Below are 15757 nucleotides of genomic sequence, written 5' to 3' on the forward strand. Positions count from 1 at the left end.
GTTCACGTGCATGAGCGCTACCGCACGAACACCGCTGCCTTGCGCACTCGAACCGCAGCGCGTGCGAACCCGATTCTGGACGATGCCGGCGTGCACAAGGGGGCTACGGGCTCGCCTCGTTATTCACAGGCAGCAAGTGAGCCGGGCATACGAACCGACCCCAATGCACGATTGCCGCGTTGCATCATCGGATGAATGGCACGCGCCATCGATTGAGTGTGCCCGGTGTGTGTATTGCGGCTCCGCGGATGCCTGCCATAACCGATACCGGGACCGATACACGGCAATCGCCTCGCACCGCCACTTTTGTTCGCGCGGAACTTATGTCACGATAAAAGTCTCGCTTCGATTTCCGTCAAGACTCGCGCAGAGCGCGCACCGACGAACGGCTGCGGTCACGGACAAGGTACGAAGCGTGGCGATGAGCGACTTCAACGTGCTGAACACCACCTCGGGAGCTTTGAACAAGGCGGCTTGGACTTCGGCCCCGCGTCGCCTGTTGGCACTCTTGCTCATCGCCTTGATCTTCCCACCGGCCCCGGCATCCACTGTTGCCGCCGAGGAGCGCGCCATGACTCTCACGCTGACGTCGCAAGCCTTCCAGCAGAACGGGGAGATTCCCCCACACAATACCTGCCAGGGCGCCGATGTTTCCCCGCCGCTCACGTGGTCCGGCGTGCCTTCGAACGCAAAAAGCTTGGCGCTGATCGTCGACGACCCCGATGCGCCGGACCCGGCCGCGCCGAAAATGACTTGGGTACATTGGGTGCTTTACAACATCCCGCCGACGGCCATCGGGCTATCCGAGGGCGCTGCTGCGGGCGGATTGCCGCGCGGCACGCTCGAAGGCACCAATGACTTCAAACGCGCTGCTTACGGCGGCCCGTGCCCGCCAGTGGGACGCCACCGCTATTTCCACAAGCTGTATGCGCTCGACACCGTGCTGCCCGATTTGAAAAGCCCCAGCAAGGCGGCGCTCGAAAAGGCCATGCAGGGGCACTTACTGGCGCACGCCGAACTGATCGGCACCTATCAGAAGCGATGAGCGAAAGCGTTGTTGCATAACTCGCGTTTGAAGACGACGCAACTCCGACATGGCCGACTTCATGCAAATTCGCACGCGTGAAGATCAAGACGCGAACATCCGCCTCGATTTTCGGAGATGCGGCAGTGATTACTGACGGATCGCGAAGACGTGTTCGTTCGCCGGATCGGGGGGGCCTAAAGTCTGGTCGTTTGCTCTGCTTTTGGGCGCACGCCGCGGCCGTTCTAGCGCCGAGTGACGCTGAACCGTCGGCGAAACTCACCGGGGGTGAGCCCCGTGACTCTGATGAAAATCTTGCGAAACGCGCCGGCGTCTCCGTAGCCCACTTCCCATGCAATCGTCTCGATGCTCGACGTCGTGAACTGCAGCCTTTCGCGCGCTTTGCCGACGCGCAACTGCTGACAGTAGTCGATGGCCGTCAGCCCGGTTGCCTTCCTGAATCGTCGCAGGAAGGTTCGCTCTTCGAGTCCGGCAGATGAGGCGAGCGACGCAAGAGTGATTTCTTTGGCCCCGGTAGCCTGGAGCCAATGCTGCGCTTTCAGCACGGCGGCGTCGCCGTGGGTCAGGTTCGGGGAGAAAGCGCTGTAATAGCGTTGCTCGCGCCCGGGAGGATCCACCAGAAGAAACCGAGCCGTCTCGGCCATGATGGTCGGCCCCAGAAAACGGTCGACCAGCTTCAGACCCAGGTCGATCCATGCCATCAAACCGCCGGCGCAGATAATATCGCCATCATCGATGATGAGCCTGTCGATATCGAGGCGCACATCTGGAAACCGCGTGCGGAAGATGTCGGCGTGAGCCCAGTGCGTCGTCGCCGTCCGTCCGTTGAGAAGCCCTGTTTCAGCCAGCAGGAAAGCGCCTCCGCACATGGAGCCGAGCGTCGTCCCCGTCTGATGATGTTCGACTAACCAGTCAACGAATGGCGCCGCGTCGTCGTGACTGATCTGTCCGCCAAGGCTTGGCGGCAACAGAATGACTGCAGGTGACCTGTCTGCATTTTCGCCCTTGCCAGAGTCTCTGACAGGTGCCTTGCCGCGTGTACGGGTTCGCCACTGACTGACCAGCAGAAGGGCCGATCCCTCACTGTGACGTTGCGCGACGAAGCCATTCGCGACTTCGAACAGGTCACTCAGACCATGTATCGCCGCGAGTTGCGCGCCCGGATAGTGGACGATGCCAATTTCGATTGTCGGATGTAAAGCCATGTGTCGGTATTGCCACGTTTAATGTCGATTTCGACACTGGTGATGATCCTGCGCGAGCCTCATGATGTCCAGACTTTTCCGTCGTCAACCAGAGGGGCGTGCAATGGCAGATCAGGTAGCTGAAAGCGTGATGGCGATTCCGGAGTGGCGGATCGCCGGCGAGTGGTTAGACGTGTGCTCGTGTAACACACCCTGTCCCTGCACCTTCGCGCAAGCTCCGACCGGCAATCACTGTGAAGTGCTATGGGCGTACAGAATCAATGAAGGCTACTACGGCAAGACGCCGATGGCGGGCCTGAAGGTGGTCCTCCTTTCCGGCTTTACCGGAAATCTTTGGGATGGCGCCAAGCTCGAGACAGGGGTGTTCTTTGACGAAGCCGCGAACGAGGATCAGAGGCGGGCGCTCGTGGCGATCTTCACGGGCCAGGCTGGAGGTTGGATGACACAGTTCGTGCCGGCCAAGGTAAGCGCGGTGCGGGGCGTGGAGTTCGCCAACATCTCGGTGGAGATCGACGGCTCGCTGGAACACTGGAGCGTGACGGTGGGCGACAAGGTGGATGCGAGCGGCGTCGCGCTGAGCGGGCCAACCTCGGATCCGACGAAACGGCTGCAAAGCTTCAACCCGCCGGGCAGCGAAGTCGGTCCGACCGACGGAGCCGTGACGTGGGGCAAGAGCGTGAATGGCCGTTGGAAAGGATTCGGCTTTGACCAGAACATCCCGGCGGGTCAGGCGAGCAAGCATATCCCGTTCGACTGGCATGGTCCGGACGCGCCATGAGGGCCGTTCCTTCCTTATCGCGATCAGCGGTGTCCGCGTTAGGCCGGGGCCAACCCGTACTCGGCTGGACGATGGTCGTCCTGCTAGCCAGCCTCGCAGCCTGGCTCGGCGTACTGGTATTCATGGCCGGCATGGACGAGGGACCGGGAACGCCGCTACACAACTTGCCGGCCTTTCTCGTCGGCTGGGTAGTCATGCTGACCGCGATGATGCTGCCGTCGGAATTGAATTACGTCGCGGCATTCGCGGCAGTGCTCAGGTCGCGTAACGGGGTATCGGTCGCGCCTGTGCGTCTCGTCGCCAGCTTCATTGCAGGCTACGGCGTCGCGTGGATCGCCTACGGCCTTGCCGCATACCTCCTGGATTTGCTGGTTCGAACTATCAGCCCGGAAATGATCGCGTGGAATCGCGCGGGTCCGTACATTGCCGGGACGGTGTTGGTCATCGCTGGTGTCTATCAGATCTCGTCCCTGAAGCATGTGTGCCTGACGGGATGCCGCACGCCTCTTTCGTTTTTTGGGCGCTACTGGCGGGAAGGTAGCGCGGGCGCCGTTGCCATGGGTGTCCGGCACGGCCTGGTATGCGTCGGCTGCTGCTGGGCTTTGATGGCAGTGATGTTCGCGGTCGGCGTCATGAGCCTCACCTGGATGGCATTGCTGACACTGTTTATGTTCGCTGAGAAGGTTTTGCCCAAGGGCGAGAAGCTGGCAATTCCAATCGCCAGCTTTCTCTGGGCAATGGGAATCTGGATTGCGGTGTCGCCCGCGACGGCGCCGCTGCTCAAAAATCCCATGATGTTTGCCGGTATATGCCAGGGGAACTGATCGCAGGCAACTGCGCTTCGTTTGAACCACGATAACTTGGCGGGTATCGAGAGCACAACTTCATTCGCGCTGAAGGACGAACGCAGTGTCGGCAGCGACCGCGTGTCAAAGTCACAGCGCTCTTACTTTGCAGTCACACATCATTTTGGAGCAGGAAAATGACGATGAAGTACAGCGAATTTGAATTCAGGACGCAACCCTGGTTTGACCAGGATAATTTTCAGGGCTTCAACGAAGTCATCCCGATGAAGACGATGATCATCTGCTGTTTCGATCCGCGAGCGTCGGAAGTACCCCAGGTGGTCGCCAAACATTTCGGTGATGAGATTTACCCGGGCGAGAACATTCTTGACGAACGTGGCAACAAGATCGGACATACCCGGACGCTGTTTGCTGTTTACTGCGCGGCAGGTCGTGCCGCGTCAGGTTTGCAGTCGGCCGCAACGATGGACTACCTGTTCAGCGTGCAGAACATCGTCGTCGTCCACCACTCATTCTGCGGCGCCACGGCCTTCAGGCCTGACCAGCTCATCGGGAAGTACCACGACTGCCATCACACCGACATCTCGACGATGTTCGATCACGATAGTCTCGCGATCATGAACTATGAGGAATCGCTCAGGCACGACGTGAAGCTGCTTCGCGACAGCCCTGCCGTGCCGAAACATATCAAGCTGTATGGCTTTTTCTACGAGATCAACAGCGGTGAGTTGATCGAGGTCGTGCGCGACGTGCCGTCTCGCGACGGTACCGGGCGTATCGCCTGATACTTTTCTTGAATCTGCTCGTCTTCTGCCATCGAAGCACGCGCGCGGGTATCGCACCGGCAGTGCAGGATAAGCAGCTAATGTCAACCGGACTGCATCGGCTCGGCGCTTTTGCCGAAGCGCCGAGCGTACTCTGTGGGGCTCACGCCGAAGCGGCGTGTGAATGCCTTCCTTAGCACGTCGACGCTGTGGTAACCGTTCCGACGACAGACGTCGTGCATCGATCGCTCGCCAAGCGCAAGTGAACGGCAAACGGATTCCAGCCGGACGTTTTCGACATATCTTGCGGGCGTGGTCTGCAATTCTCGTTGAAACATGCGTATCAACGTTCTGACGCTCGTTGAAGCTCTGGCTGCCATGACCTCGACTGTGAGATCCATATGCAGATGCTCACCGATCCAGAGGCATAACTCGCCGAGACCTGGGCTGTGCGCGCTCTGTGACTGAAGTGCGAAGCTGAACTGCGCCTGTCCGCCGGGGCGACGGAAGAACAGGACCAGATTCTTCGCAATCTCCAAGGCGAAGTCATTTCCCAGATCTTCGCTGACCAGCGAGAGCGCGAGGTCGATTCCAGACGATATGCCGGCCGACGTGTACACATTGCCGTCTTTCACCCAGATAGGAGCCGGGTCGACCCGTACCTTGGGATAGCGCTCCGCCAGGCGCCGTGCCACGCCCCAATGCGTCGTCGCCCTGCGTCCGTCCAGCAGGCCTGCGGCAGCCAGGGCGAATGCTCCAACACATATGGAGCACACGCGACGTACTGTCGGTGAGCGGGTCCGGATCCAGTCTATCGCTGCCTGATCGATCTGTTCGAACGTCCTGGAGCCCGCAGTCACGAGTAAGGTATCAATCGGCTTGTTCGCATGACCCTCCTGCTCGAGCGTGCTATGGCCTTTGAGGCCAATACCTGTTTCGCTGTCCAGGTGCACATCAACCGCTGAGCAAACCAGTTCCAGCACGTATGGGGCAGATTCACCGCCGTGCAGTTGATTCGCCCAGGCGAATACTTCCGCTGGACCGATCACGTCGAGCGCATCCACTGGTGGCAGACCCAATATGACGACGCGCTTCTGTCCCGGCTCTGCAGGCGGGGCGACCGGTTTCGTCCGTTTTCTCATTGAAAGAGGCGCTGCGTATCGGGACATAGGGAGAACGATTGTGGCAGAAATCGTCCGCGATCTGTCAATTGAGCTATTGACGAACCGCCTACACTGGATCGCTCTGTAAGTTCGCATGACCCGGAGGGTATGCAATGCGTCAACGTGTGATTGTGGGGGAGGTGAGTGCTCCAGATTCGGAGATCGCCACGAAGGCGGCTTTGCTCGTCGAGCGCGTCCATTCCAGAGCGATGATGCATCACGTGCATCGGACATGGTGGTTCGCCGAATTCCTGGGTAGGAAGCGAGGTTTGAAATACGATCGGGAAGTGGTGTATCTCGCATCGCTGCTTCACGACCTTGGCCTTACGGATGAATTTTCTGCCGACCAACGCTTTGAGGTGGATGGTGCCGACGCGGCCAGCCGCCTTTTGCTGGCCCATGACTACCCGGAAGCGAAAACGCAACTCGTGTGGGACGCCATCGCGCTTCACTCCGCTGGCGGCCTCGCCGACCGCAAGCAGCCGGAAATCGCTCTCGTCTATATGGGCGCACATCTCGACGTCTTCGGACTGTTTCTGGACGAAGTCACGCCGTCGCTGATCGATGACACGCTCGCGCTCTATCCGCGCGTTGGATTTAAAGCGGCGTTTACCGAAGCGCTGGCTGAAGTCGCCAGAAGAAAACCCCATACGACCGTCGGTACCGGGATCGCCGATATCGGCCGTCGCCATGTACACGGTTTCGAGATTCCGAACGTGTGCGACCTGATTAATGATGCACCGTTTGAAAGCTGAGGTAGCGCACCGCTGGCGCGCTCTCCGCCAGGGCGGCCGCGCTCCTGTTTCTGCATTACTAAGGCGGGTCAAGCCGAAGCTGGGATGGCGTGTTCCGTGACCTGGCGGGCCGATATCGGTCGGTAGCTATGGATCACCGCGGTTGGGGTCCCGAAGGTCAAGAGGAGATGCGCTCATGGCAATCCGTCTTTACGGAGCACAAACAGGCAACAGCCGAAGAGCGGCCATCGCCCTGGAAGAGGCTGGCATTTCGTATTCCGTCAGCCGGGTGGATTTGAGGGCCGGGGAACACAAGACTGCTGCGTTCCGGGAGCTTAATCCGCGTGGCCTTGTCCCGATCATGGTCGAAGAAGGCAAGGCAGGGACGGGCCTCGTCGTTACCCAATCGAACGCGATCATGTTCTATGCGGCGAGTCGATCGCGGGAGAGGCTAACGCCCGATCCGGGCCAGGAGGTAGCCTTGTTTTTCGATCGTCTGTTCTATTTCATTACCGAAGTGATTGCGCCGAACGGCAGTGCTTTCGCGCTTACGCAACAAGGCAACGAACCGGGCGCTCAATTTCTTGCTGCTCGTTCCATCGAGGCGCTCGTTCAGGCCGAACCATTCTTGGTCGACGCCCCCTATATCGCCGGTGATAGGTTCACACTCGCAGACATCGCGGCCTATACGTGTGCCTTTGCTGTGAGGCAGGACCTCGATTGGTCCGAACTCCCTCTGCTTCGCGCCTGGTACGCAAGGATCAGTGCGCGGCCAGGCGTCGTTCGCGGCATGGCAGCTTTTTAGCGCGGCCTTCTTCCAGGCTCCGTGAGAGGCGAGGTGTTTCGCTCAAGGCGAACAGAAGCTGTCCGCAAAAAAAAACTTGCATATAGGAGCATATGCTTCTATAGTGCCTCACATGAGCCAATGCTCTTAACCCTTCGGAGGATCAAAACCATGAACGAATCGACCATTCTTGTAAGCGGCGCAACCGGCCGTACCGGCGGTGCAGCCCTCGACGAATTGCTGCGGATGGGTAAGCGCGTCCGCGCTTACGTGCGCTCGGATGATGAACGCGCAGCGGCGCTGCGGGCGCGCGGCGTTGACATCGCCGTCGGGGATTTCACCGACATCGACGACATCCGCGCAGCCATGGAGGGTGTCAGCTCCGCCTACTTCCTTCACCCGATCGCACCGGGGATTGTCGGAGCGGCAGCCTATTTCGCGCTGGCCGCGAAGGAAGCCGGCGTCGCTGCGATCGTCAACATGTCGCAGATTTCAGCGCGGCGCGAGTCGACCAGCCATGCCGCGCAGGACCACTGGATTTCCGAGCGGGTCTTCGACTGGTCCGGTGTGCCTACCACGCATCTGCGCCCCACATTCTTTGCGGATTGGCTCGTCTATCCGCATTTTGCAAAGCAAATCTGGGCCCGGAAGAAAATCGATTTTCCGTTCGAAAACGGTCGCCACGCTCCAATCAGCTCGGACGACCAGGGCAGGGTCATCGCTCACATTCTGGCGAATCCGGCAGAGCATGGCGGCAAGACCTACACGCTCCACGGCCCGGTCGAGATGAACCACACGGAAATCGCCGCAGCCATGAGTGAGGTGCTCGGCGCGACGATCGAATACGCCCCGACTTCGATCGAGGATTTCAAGCAACAGATGGAGCAGGTGTACAAGTTCCCTCCGTTCCTTGTGCAGCACCTCGTTGAAGTCGCGCAGCACTATCGTGAAGGGGTGTTCCAGGGTACTAACGATGCCGTCGAGAAAATCACCGGCACGCCGGCGCTTTCGGTCCCGGCGTTCATCGGAAAATACCGGAGCGCGTTTGCCTGACGAACGCGCGAGGCGCCTGGGCAATTTAACCAACGTTGAGGAAGACACGAGATGCTGCCGGAAAACCAACCCATCGGGATCGATCAATGCAACTGCTTTACGGTGAGGAAGGCCGCCCGTCAGATCTCGCGCCTTTACGACGCTTTTCTCCAGCCGTCCGGCCTTCGCATCACGCAGTTTCTCATCCTGGCGACCCTGAATGAGCAGCAGAGCGCTTCGGTCAATGCGCTCGCCGAGCGACTCGACATCGAACGGACAGCCATGGGAAAGATGATTGGCTTTCTGGAGCGCGATGGTTTCGTGACGATGCGGCCGTCTCCCACGGACGGTCGCATCCGTATCGTCGAACTCACCCCGGAGGGAACTGAACTTTTTGAACGGGCGGCGCCGCTCTGGCTTGAAGCGCAGCATCAGTTCAGCATCATGAACGGGCCCAAAAATGTGGCCTCGCTACGCCGCAATCTTTCGCGGATGAAGGTCGACAATGGGGCGGCTTCTTCCGTCGAATGATCGCCTCTCTGTTTGTTTCGTCGACTGTGCAGTTCGCATCGGCCGTACCTTGCGTTGCGATCCCAAACGTAGCCTTGCGATAAGTCAGCTTTGCAAACGGCAGACTGACCGCGCGAACGGCTTGACCATACAGAGGTAATGAAATGTCGAAGACATGGTTCATCACAGGTGCAGGTAGCGGTTTTGGCCGGGAGCTTGCAGAGCTTCTTCTCCAGCGCGGCGACCGCGTCGCGGCGACGGTTCGTAAGCCCGATGCTCTCAACGACCTTGCCGCCCAGTATGGCGAACGTCTTTGGGTCGCCATACTTGACGTCACGGACAGCTCAGCGGTGCGTGAGGTCATCGACCGCGCGTTTTCGGAACTGCAGAGTATCGACGTCGTCGTAAGCAACGCGGGCTATGCGCTCTTCGGCGCGGCGGAAGAAGTCGGCGACGCGCAGATCGAGCGGCAGATCGATACGAATCTGCTCGGTTCGATTCAGGTCGCGCGTGCGGCGATCCCGAATCTGCGGCGGCAAGGTGGCGGTCGAATCATCCAGATCTCGTCGTCGGTCGGCCAGGCGGCGTACCCGACGATGGGTGTTTACGCCGCGACAAAATGGGGCATCGAGGGTTTCTTCGAAGGCACGATGCCGGAGATCGCGCCGTTCGGCATAGAGGTAACGCTCGTTGAGCCTGGCGCATCGCGCACGAGCTTTGCCTCATCGAGCGCGGACATGGCGCAGGCATTGGACGTATATGACAAGACGCCTGCGGGCGAATTTCGCCGCATGGCCGCGACAGCCGGCCTCGCGATGTTTCCGGGCGATCCGCGCAAGGTTGCGGCGGCGATAATCGCGTCGGCGGACCTGCAGCCTGCGCCGAAGCGGCTCACGCTGGGCAGTGACGCATACGCACTCGTTCACGAAGCCCTGACCGAGCGTCTCGCCATGCTCGAGGCCCAGAAGGAACTGGCGCATTCGACCGATGTAAACGAGGCGCCGCAAGCATAGCCGCCAGCTACTTCTATACAGACCAGCCCGGCGATTCCAGAGATGAGATCCGTGCAGGTGGGCAAATTGCAGCCATTGGGGGTAGGCGATGTTCTCGTGCGGTTGATCGCACGTTCGATGGTTGGCATCCGCTCATCAAACGCTTTCATAGGTATGGCGACGAAAGCGTTTCACTTCCGTCGTGCCGGCGGCGGGATATACGGAGCTGCATTCATCACCTTTCCGATTCTCTATCAGATGTATTTCGGCGACACGTCCCACGCCGAAGCTCAGTCCGCGTTGCCCCAAAAGACACGTGGCTCCATTCATGACGTTTGACCTATCGTTTTCGATTGCTTGCGAACCTAGGATGACCTCGAGTCTCGAAGACTCAGGTTGTTCCGAATCACACCCAGTTCAACAGTGAGGTACGCAATCATGGTGTACGTACTCGAAATGTCTACCGATGCCGATATTCGTCAAACGCAGCTTGATGCGGCGTGGGGGAATGCGGTCACCCGATATTCATGGGCGCAGGTCAGCCAGGGAGGGCTCAATATCCCCGCTGGCTCGACGATCATCGTCGTGGCGCATGGCAACGACACCGAGATCGGGAACGCGGCTCCCGGCACGGTGGATATCAATGAATCTGTCTTTCTCGCCACGGTGCATGCGTGCATGGCTGCGAACGCGGCACCGGCGCGTGTGTATTTGTCCACATGCGGCACGGGCCTTGCCATCTTTACGGCAAGGGTCCGTCTTGCGGCGACGCATAACCAGGTGTGGCATGGGGTGCAACTGCTCGGACACCACGATGCAGTCGCCGGCCCGGTGCCGCCCTCGACCGCGCTGGCGTGGACCCAGATTTTCTGAGGTTGCGGGGAAGGGTGCCAAACGCGATCCGGGCGAGTGCTGCCGGACGCATGCGTCGCGGACGCGGCTGGCACTCCGCTCGGGGCGATGAAGCGCACGAAGTCCTCGCGACGATGATCCGCGAGCGTGATCTTGATCGACACTATCAGCAACTCACCGGGCTTCTCGATCCGAACTAGCGCGCCTTCGAATACATGTTCAAGAAGCTTTGATGCGCAGCCTCACGAAACTCCGCGCGTCTCGTCGAGCTACGACGTGATGACCTCGGCACATTCGATCCCGCGACGCATGACCAGCCAGCACCTTCCGCTGGAACCCAAGTTCGATAGTGGGTTCAGCGGAGACTAACGTAAAAACCCGACACAGCAACCGTCTTGGGCCATTCACCGCAGACTGTGCCGCCAGCATTACCAACAACGGGCGGATTGTGTTTTTTTCCCGCGCAAATCAGCGCCACCCTGACTTTTTGCGCTGGTCAAATACTCGACATGAAGAGGGATCGCGCAGCTCCGGCGGCTCGTCCCCAGTACTGCCTTCCAGGTCTTCAGTGAAATCATCGTGCAATGCGCAGGAGCAAACAATGACCGTGGCCTTCGTGCTGCATCGCGCCGACGGCGCACCGCTTTCAACCTCGTTCCGCAGGGCGGCGTTCGGCAAGGACGACCCCTTTGGGCGAATCCGCGAAATCGCGTGGGAAGGACCGGACTCGATGATCGCGGGTCGCGCCAGCCTCATTGGCGAGCTCAACGTCGCGAGCTTTCCCCACCTTGAAACCATCGTCGTGGTCGAAGGAGAGCTCACGCTGGAAGCGGCCGGAGCGGCCCCGTTGGTGCTCGGTCCGCAAACGGGTGCGGTCATCCGGGGCGGTACGGCGCTTCGCGTCCGGGCCGAATCCCGCGTGCGTTTCGTGTTTTGCGCGGCCGCTTGCGAGAAACCGACGAAGCGCGGGCTCATCCCCCTGCGCGCCGACGCCGACTTCAAGCCGTCCGCTTCGCTACCTGCGGAGGTGCTGCTGGGCCCGGCCCCGCAATGCCGTAGCGACAATGTCTTCACCGACGACGCCGCGGAGTACCTCGCGGGCACGTGGGATTCGACGCCCTACCACCGGGTTGTTCGCCCGCATCGCGTGAACGAGTTCATGCACCTCCTGGCCGGCAGCGTGCGGTTCGCGGCGCCGGATGGCAGCGTGCTGTCGCTCCGCGCCGGCGACGCGCTTTTCGTGCCCCGGGGCGCACCGGTCGGGTGGGAAAGCCGCGATCGGGTGGCGAAGTTCTACGTTGTTCAAAACGTCCAGGCTTCAATCGAGCGAGATTAATCATGTCCCCTCCGCTGAACCACATCGAGACTTCGCCCACGTTGCCGGCCGCGGCCGACGTGGTCGTGATCGGGGGCGGCATCATCGGCGTCTTCACTGCCTACTACCTGGCGCAGCGCGGGCTTTCAGTCGCCCTGGTCGAGAAGGGCAGGATCGGCGCCGAACAGTCGAGCCGCAATTGGGGCTGGTGCCGGCAGCAGAACCGCGACGCCCGCGAATTGCCGATGGCGAGCAAGAGCCTCGATCTCTGGGAACGCTTTGCCGCCGAAACCGGTGAAGACACCGGCTTTCATCGCTGCGGGCTGTTGTATCTGAGTAACGACGAGGCCGAGCTGTCCCGTTGGTCCAGTTGGCGCGCCTTCGCGAAGACCGCCGGAGTGACGACCTACATGCTCGACAGCCGCCAAGCCGCCCAGCGCGGGCAGGCGACCGGCCGCGCCTGGAAAGGCGGCGTCTTCTCGCCCAGCGATGGCACCGCCGATCCCGGCAAGGCTGCGCCGGCCGTGGCACGTGCGCTCATGAAGCTCGGCGGCAGCGTCCACCAGCACTGCGCGGCCCGCGGCATCGAGCTGGAGGGCGGGCGGGTCAGCGGCGTCGTCACGGAAGCCGGGGTCATCAAGACGAGGACGGCTGTGCTCGCCGGTGGCGCCTGGGCGTCCTCGTTCTGCCGCCAGCTCGGCATCCGTTTCCCCCAGGCCTCGATCCGCCAATCCATCCTTAGCGTGTCCCCCGTGGAAAATCGCTTGCCGGATGCGCTGTTCACCTCCGGCGTGTCCGTGACGCGCCGCAACGACGGACGCTACGCACTGGCCATCAGCGGACGCGCGCGCGTGGACGTGACGCCACAGTTCATGCGCTTCGCCCCACAGTTCGTGCCGATGTTCGCCAAGCGCTGGCGCAACCTTCTTCCGGGCGGCCTGGAAGGCATTCGTGGCGGCCACGAAACGCTGAAGCGGTGGCGGCTCGATGCGCCGACTCCCATGGAGCGGGTGCGCATTCTGGACCCGAAGCCCGATCTGCCGACGGTGAGGGAAACCTACCGCCGCGCCGTCGAACTGCTGCCCGAACTTGGCGAGGCAAAGATCACGCACGCGTGGGCCGGCTTCGTCGACAGCACGCCGGACGGCGTTCCCGGTATTGGCGAAGTGCCGGACATGCCGGGATTGATTCTGGCAGCAGGCTTTTCCGGACACGGTTTCGGCATCGGTCCCGGCGCGGGCCACCTGATCGCCGACCTTGCCACCGGCGCCGAACCGATCGTGGATCCCATACCGTATCGGCCCAGCCGATTCAGCGGCTCCGCATGGGGCAAGGTCGCAGATTTCTAGGTCGCGTCATGGACGCGTTCGCGACTATCGCCGCCTGCATCACCGCACGCGAATAGTGCCGCCTTGCACCTCGACTGTGCGCGACGACGCTAAAAAAAGCGTCGTGCCGCCGAGAGAATCCGCCACGGCGCATCGCTTTCTCCCGCTTCGCGGAAGCCAGGCACTGAGTTTTCCTATGTGGCACGGCATGTGCATACAGAGCCGCATAGGATCAAAGTCGATCTAGCTTCATTCGAAGTACACGCAACAACCCCTACGGCATTTTGGACAACGGCGTCCCCCGAACCCGGTCATCTGACCGGGCTCGCGGGACGCTTTTTCTTTTTGTGGAACGACGATGACGGACAAAGCAACTCGCATCGAACTCTTCAGCCTGCGCACGCCACCGATGCGCGCTTTCCATCTCACCTGGATGGCGTTTTTCGTCTGCTTCTTTGCATGGTTCGCCTGTGCGCCATTGATGCCGCTCATCAAGCGCGAGTTCGGGCTTTCCGTCGATCAGGTCGCCAATATCAGCATCGCGGCGGTCGCCGTCACGATCCTCGTGCGCCTCGTGGTGGGTCCGCTATGCGATCGCTACGGCCCGCGCAAGGTCTATTGCGGGCTGATGCTCGCGGGTGTATTTCCGCTGCTCGGCGCCGCGCTTTCCACCGGCTACGAAAGCTTCCTGCTGTGCCGTCTGTGCATCGGCGCGATCGGCGCCTGCTTCGTCATTAGCCAGTACCACACGTCCATGATGTTCGCGCCGAACGTGGTCGGCACCGCCAACGCGGCGACCGCCGGATGGGGCAATACCGGCGCGGGCGCGGCGCAGGCACTCGTGCCCTTGCTGCTGGCGGCGATCATGGCGCTCGGTGTGGAGCACGCCTCGGCATGGCGCCTCGCGCTGGTGGTGCCGGCCCTCGCGATGCCGGTCATGGCGGTGTGTTACTGGCGCTTCACGCAGGATTGCCCGCAAGGAAACTTCGCGCAACTGCGAGCGCGCGGCATTCCAATCGAGGGCGGCAAGAAGGGAGGTTGGGCGAGCTTTCGCGCGGCCTGCGCGAACTATCGCGTGTGGATGCTGTTCATCACCTACGCAGCCTGTTTCGGCGTCGAGGTTTTCATTCACAACGTCGCGGCGATCTATTACGTCGATCATTTCCATCTGTCGCTGAAGGCCGCGGGCATGGCTGCCGGCAGCTTCGGCCTGCTGGCGCTGTTTGCCCGCGCGCTAGGTGGCTGGCTGTCGGACAAGGTTGCCACGCATCGAGGTCTCGGCGTCCGTTCAACCTTGCTGTTCGGGCTGATGGTCGGCGAAGGCGTGGGCCTCGTGGCCTTCGCGCACGCGGACGGCATCGCTCTCGCCGTGATCGCCATGCTGGTGTTCGGTCTGTTCACGCACATGGCTTGCGGCGCGACCTACGCGCTGGTGCCGTTCATCGACCGTAAGGCGTTGGGCGGCGTGGCGGGCGTGATCGGCGCCGGTGGCAACGTCGGCGCGGTGGCCGCCGGGTTTCTGATGAAAGGCATCGGCAGCGTCCAGCAAACGCTGGCGATGCTGGGTGTCCTCGTCACGTTGTCCGCTTTGTGCGCGCTGGCAGTGCGTTTCAGCAGCGAACACACGGCACGCGAGGCGGCGCTCAGAGAGCGCGCGCTGGCCGCCGCCAGCACGCAAGGCGTTGCCAGTTGACGGACTCGCCCTCTCGCGCGAGCCGGTGCGTGCGGGCGAGCCTTCACCGATGAAGCCGCGACAAGTCGCGAAGACGAGCGCCCCACCGACTTTCGCGGACGACTCGCGGCGTGAAGCGCGCCGCGTCTGAAGTGGCGTGCTGCACGGAGAAGGTGCTGCGTCGCACCATCATTGCGCCTTCGTGCATCGGAATGCGTCAACTCCCGCTGACCGGTCGCGCGTTGCGATATGTGTCGCGAGCCCACCGGGCGGGGCGGCGGCGCGGTTTTTCGTCGTTTGGCATGGGCTTTGCGTTGAAGAGGCGGCGGATCAAGGGCGATCCGGCCAGCTTGCAGCAATAGGTTTCTCCCCCGATCACTGTTTTTGGACAACGGCGTCCCACGAATTCAGTCGCACAGGCGATTGCATCCGCGGGACGCTTTTTTATTTTTCCGAATCACTTTCGCCATCTGCCACGCGGTGGCGAATCCAGCCCAGCACATTGAGGAAAGCGCGGTCATGAAAATCATCGTTATCGGTCACGGGATGGTCGGTCACAAACTGGTCGAATGCCTCGCGCAGGACGCGGCGCACGGCCTCGACATCACGGTGCTGTGCGAGGAACCGCGTCCCGCCTACGACCGCGTGCATCTGTCCGAATTCTTCTCGGGCAAGAGCGCGGACGACCTGTCGCTGGTCGAGCCCGGTTTCTTCGAGCGCCAGAACGTGCTGCTGAAGCTGAACGCGAAGGCCGTCTCGATCGACCGCGCCGCGCGC

16 protein-coding genes and 1 pseudogene are annotated in these 15757 nt (G+C 61.4%); 15 read left to right on the forward strand and 2 right to left on the reverse strand.

Annotated elements, in window-relative coordinates:
• Positions 1-571: 571 nt before the first annotated feature.
• Positions 572-1045, forward strand: a complete 474-nt coding sequence (locus BUE39_RS21335) for a YbhB/YbcL family Raf kinase inhibitor-like protein (protein WP_073430703.1) — start codon at positions 572-574, stop codon at positions 1043-1045.
• Positions 1046-1269: 224 nt separating this feature from the next.
• Here BUE39_RS21335 and BUE39_RS21340 read toward each other — a convergent pair whose 3' ends face one another.
• The gene (locus BUE39_RS21340; RefSeq protein ID WP_073430704.1) at positions 1270-2250 is read right to left on the reverse strand and encodes a GlxA family transcriptional regulator; all 981 of its coding nucleotides are present in this window, start codon (positions 2248-2250) and stop codon (positions 1270-1272) included.
• A gap of 103 nt (positions 2251-2353) precedes the next feature.
• Here BUE39_RS21340 and BUE39_RS21345 point away from each other — a divergent pair, with 103 nt between their 5' ends.
• The 3 genes from BUE39_RS21345 (at position 2354) to BUE39_RS21355 (ending at position 4619) form a co-directional block, all read left to right on the forward strand.
• Complete coding sequence (locus tag BUE39_RS21345; RefSeq protein ID WP_200799521.1) at positions 2354-3028, forward strand: DUF1326 domain-containing protein; 675 nt, start codon at positions 2354-2356, stop codon at positions 3026-3028.
• 71 nt (positions 3029-3099) lie between these two features.
• Positions 3100-3852 carry a DUF2182 domain-containing protein gene (locus BUE39_RS21350; RefSeq protein WP_227470476.1) on the forward strand — a complete coding sequence of 251 codons (753 nt, stop codon included), beginning with the start codon at positions 3100-3102 and terminating at the stop codon, positions 3850-3852.
• Positions 3853-4016: 164 nt separating this feature from the next.
• Positions 4017-4619, forward strand: coding sequence for a carbonic anhydrase (locus BUE39_RS21355; protein WP_235004918.1), 603 nt, complete (start codon positions 4017-4019; stop codon positions 4617-4619).
• An 83-nt stretch (positions 4620-4702) separates the two neighbouring features.
• On the opposite strand, the gene BUE39_RS21360 is transcribed toward BUE39_RS21355, so the two are convergent.
• On the reverse strand, positions 4703-5740 hold the full coding sequence (locus tag BUE39_RS21360) for a GlxA family transcriptional regulator (protein ID WP_073430708.1): 1038 nt from the start codon (positions 5738-5740) through the stop codon (positions 4703-4705).
• A 134-nt stretch (positions 5741-5874) separates the two neighbouring features.
• On the opposite strand from BUE39_RS21360, the gene BUE39_RS21365 reads away from it, so the two are divergent.
• From BUE39_RS21365 to BUE39_RS21425, 11 genes and pseudogenes are all read left to right on the forward strand, one after another.
• Positions 5875-6516, forward strand: coding sequence for an HD domain-containing protein (locus BUE39_RS21365; RefSeq protein ID WP_073430709.1), 642 nt, complete (start codon positions 5875-5877; stop codon positions 6514-6516).
• Positions 6517-6691: 175 nt separating this feature from the next.
• A complete protein-coding gene (locus tag BUE39_RS21370; protein ID WP_073430710.1) occupies positions 6692-7300 on the forward strand; it encodes a glutathione S-transferase family protein in 609 nt (202 codons plus the stop codon).
• A 150-nt stretch (positions 7301-7450) separates the two neighbouring features.
• Positions 7451-8332 carry an NmrA family NAD(P)-binding protein gene (locus tag BUE39_RS21375; RefSeq protein WP_073430711.1) on the forward strand — a complete coding sequence of 294 codons (882 nt, stop codon included), beginning with the start codon at positions 7451-7453 and terminating at the stop codon, positions 8330-8332.
• A 51-nt stretch (positions 8333-8383) separates the two neighbouring features.
• A complete protein-coding gene (locus BUE39_RS21380) occupies positions 8384-8842 on the forward strand; it encodes a MarR family winged helix-turn-helix transcriptional regulator (RefSeq protein ID WP_073430712.1) in 459 nt (152 codons plus the stop codon).
• 143 nt (positions 8843-8985) lie between these two features.
• Positions 8986-9834 (forward strand): SDR family oxidoreductase, encoded by an 849-nt coding sequence (locus BUE39_RS21385; RefSeq protein WP_073430713.1) that lies wholly within the window; start codon positions 8986-8988, stop codon positions 9832-9834.
• Positions 9835-9876: 42 nt separating this feature from the next.
• Complete coding sequence (locus BUE39_RS21390) at positions 9877-10152, forward strand: hypothetical protein (RefSeq protein ID WP_073430714.1); 276 nt, start codon at positions 9877-9879, stop codon at positions 10150-10152.
• A gap of 117 nt (positions 10153-10269) precedes the next feature.
• The gene (locus tag BUE39_RS21395) at positions 10270-10686 is read left to right on the forward strand and encodes a hypothetical protein (protein WP_235004919.1); all 417 of its coding nucleotides are present in this window, start codon (positions 10270-10272) and stop codon (positions 10684-10686) included.
• A 580-nt stretch (positions 10687-11266) separates the two neighbouring features.
• Positions 11267-12001 carry a cupin domain-containing protein gene (locus tag BUE39_RS21405; RefSeq protein ID WP_073430716.1) on the forward strand — a complete coding sequence of 245 codons (735 nt, stop codon included), beginning with the start codon at positions 11267-11269 and terminating at the stop codon, positions 11999-12001.
• A gap of 2 nt (positions 12002-12003) precedes the next feature.
• Positions 12004-13329, forward strand: coding sequence for an NAD(P)/FAD-dependent oxidoreductase (locus BUE39_RS21410; RefSeq protein ID WP_073430717.1), 1326 nt, complete (start codon positions 12004-12006; stop codon positions 13327-13329).
• A 337-nt stretch (positions 13330-13666) separates the two neighbouring features.
• On the forward strand, positions 13667-15001 hold the full coding sequence (locus BUE39_RS21415) for an MFS transporter (RefSeq protein WP_073430718.1): 1335 nt from the start codon (positions 13667-13669) through the stop codon (positions 14999-15001).
• Positions 15002-15499: 498 nt separating this feature from the next.
• A pseudogene (locus BUE39_RS21425) lies at positions 15500-15757 on the forward strand (nitrite reductase (NAD(P)H)); the annotation flags it as partial.

Source organism: Paraburkholderia terricola, assembly GCF_900142195.1.
Classification (GTDB): domain Bacteria; phylum Pseudomonadota; class Gammaproteobacteria; order Burkholderiales; family Burkholderiaceae; genus Paraburkholderia; species Paraburkholderia terricola.

Coding starts and splice junctions, on each gene's coding strand:
- BUE39_RS21335 (WP_073430703.1), top strand. CDS start 572: ATGACTCTCACGCTGACGTCGCAAGCCTTCCAGCAGAACGGGGAGATT.
- BUE39_RS21340 (WP_073430704.1), bottom strand. CDS start 2,250: ATGGCTTTACATCCGACAATCGAAATTGGCATCGTCCACTATCCGGGC.
- BUE39_RS21345 (WP_200799521.1), top strand. CDS start 2,354: ATGGCAGATCAGGTAGCTGAAAGCGTGATGGCGATTCCGGAGTGGCGG.
- BUE39_RS21350 (WP_227470476.1), top strand. CDS start 3,100: ATGGTCGTCCTGCTAGCCAGCCTCGCAGCCTGGCTCGGCGTACTGGTA.
- BUE39_RS21355 (WP_235004918.1), top strand. CDS start 4,017: ATGAAGTACAGCGAATTTGAATTCAGGACGCAACCCTGGTTTGACCAG.
- BUE39_RS21360 (WP_073430708.1), bottom strand. CDS start 5,740: ATGAGAAAACGGACGAAACCGGTCGCCCCGCCTGCAGAGCCGGGACAG.
- BUE39_RS21365 (WP_073430709.1), top strand. CDS start 5,875: ATGCGTCAACGTGTGATTGTGGGGGAGGTGAGTGCTCCAGATTCGGAG.
- BUE39_RS21370 (WP_073430710.1), top strand. CDS start 6,692: ATGGCAATCCGTCTTTACGGAGCACAAACAGGCAACAGCCGAAGAGCG.
- BUE39_RS21375 (WP_073430711.1), top strand. CDS start 7,451: ATGAACGAATCGACCATTCTTGTAAGCGGCGCAACCGGCCGTACCGGC.
- BUE39_RS21380 (WP_073430712.1), top strand. CDS start 8,384: ATGCTGCCGGAAAACCAACCCATCGGGATCGATCAATGCAACTGCTTT.
- BUE39_RS21385 (WP_073430713.1), top strand. CDS start 8,986: ATGTCGAAGACATGGTTCATCACAGGTGCAGGTAGCGGTTTTGGCCGG.
- BUE39_RS21390 (WP_073430714.1), top strand. CDS start 9,877: ATGAGATCCGTGCAGGTGGGCAAATTGCAGCCATTGGGGGTAGGCGAT.
- BUE39_RS21395 (WP_235004919.1), top strand. CDS start 10,270: ATGTCTACCGATGCCGATATTCGTCAAACGCAGCTTGATGCGGCGTGG.
- BUE39_RS21405 (WP_073430716.1), top strand. CDS start 11,267: ATGACCGTGGCCTTCGTGCTGCATCGCGCCGACGGCGCACCGCTTTCA.
- BUE39_RS21410 (WP_073430717.1), top strand. CDS start 12,004: ATGTCCCCTCCGCTGAACCACATCGAGACTTCGCCCACGTTGCCGGCC.
- BUE39_RS21415 (WP_073430718.1), top strand. CDS start 13,667: ATGACGGACAAAGCAACTCGCATCGAACTCTTCAGCCTGCGCACGCCA.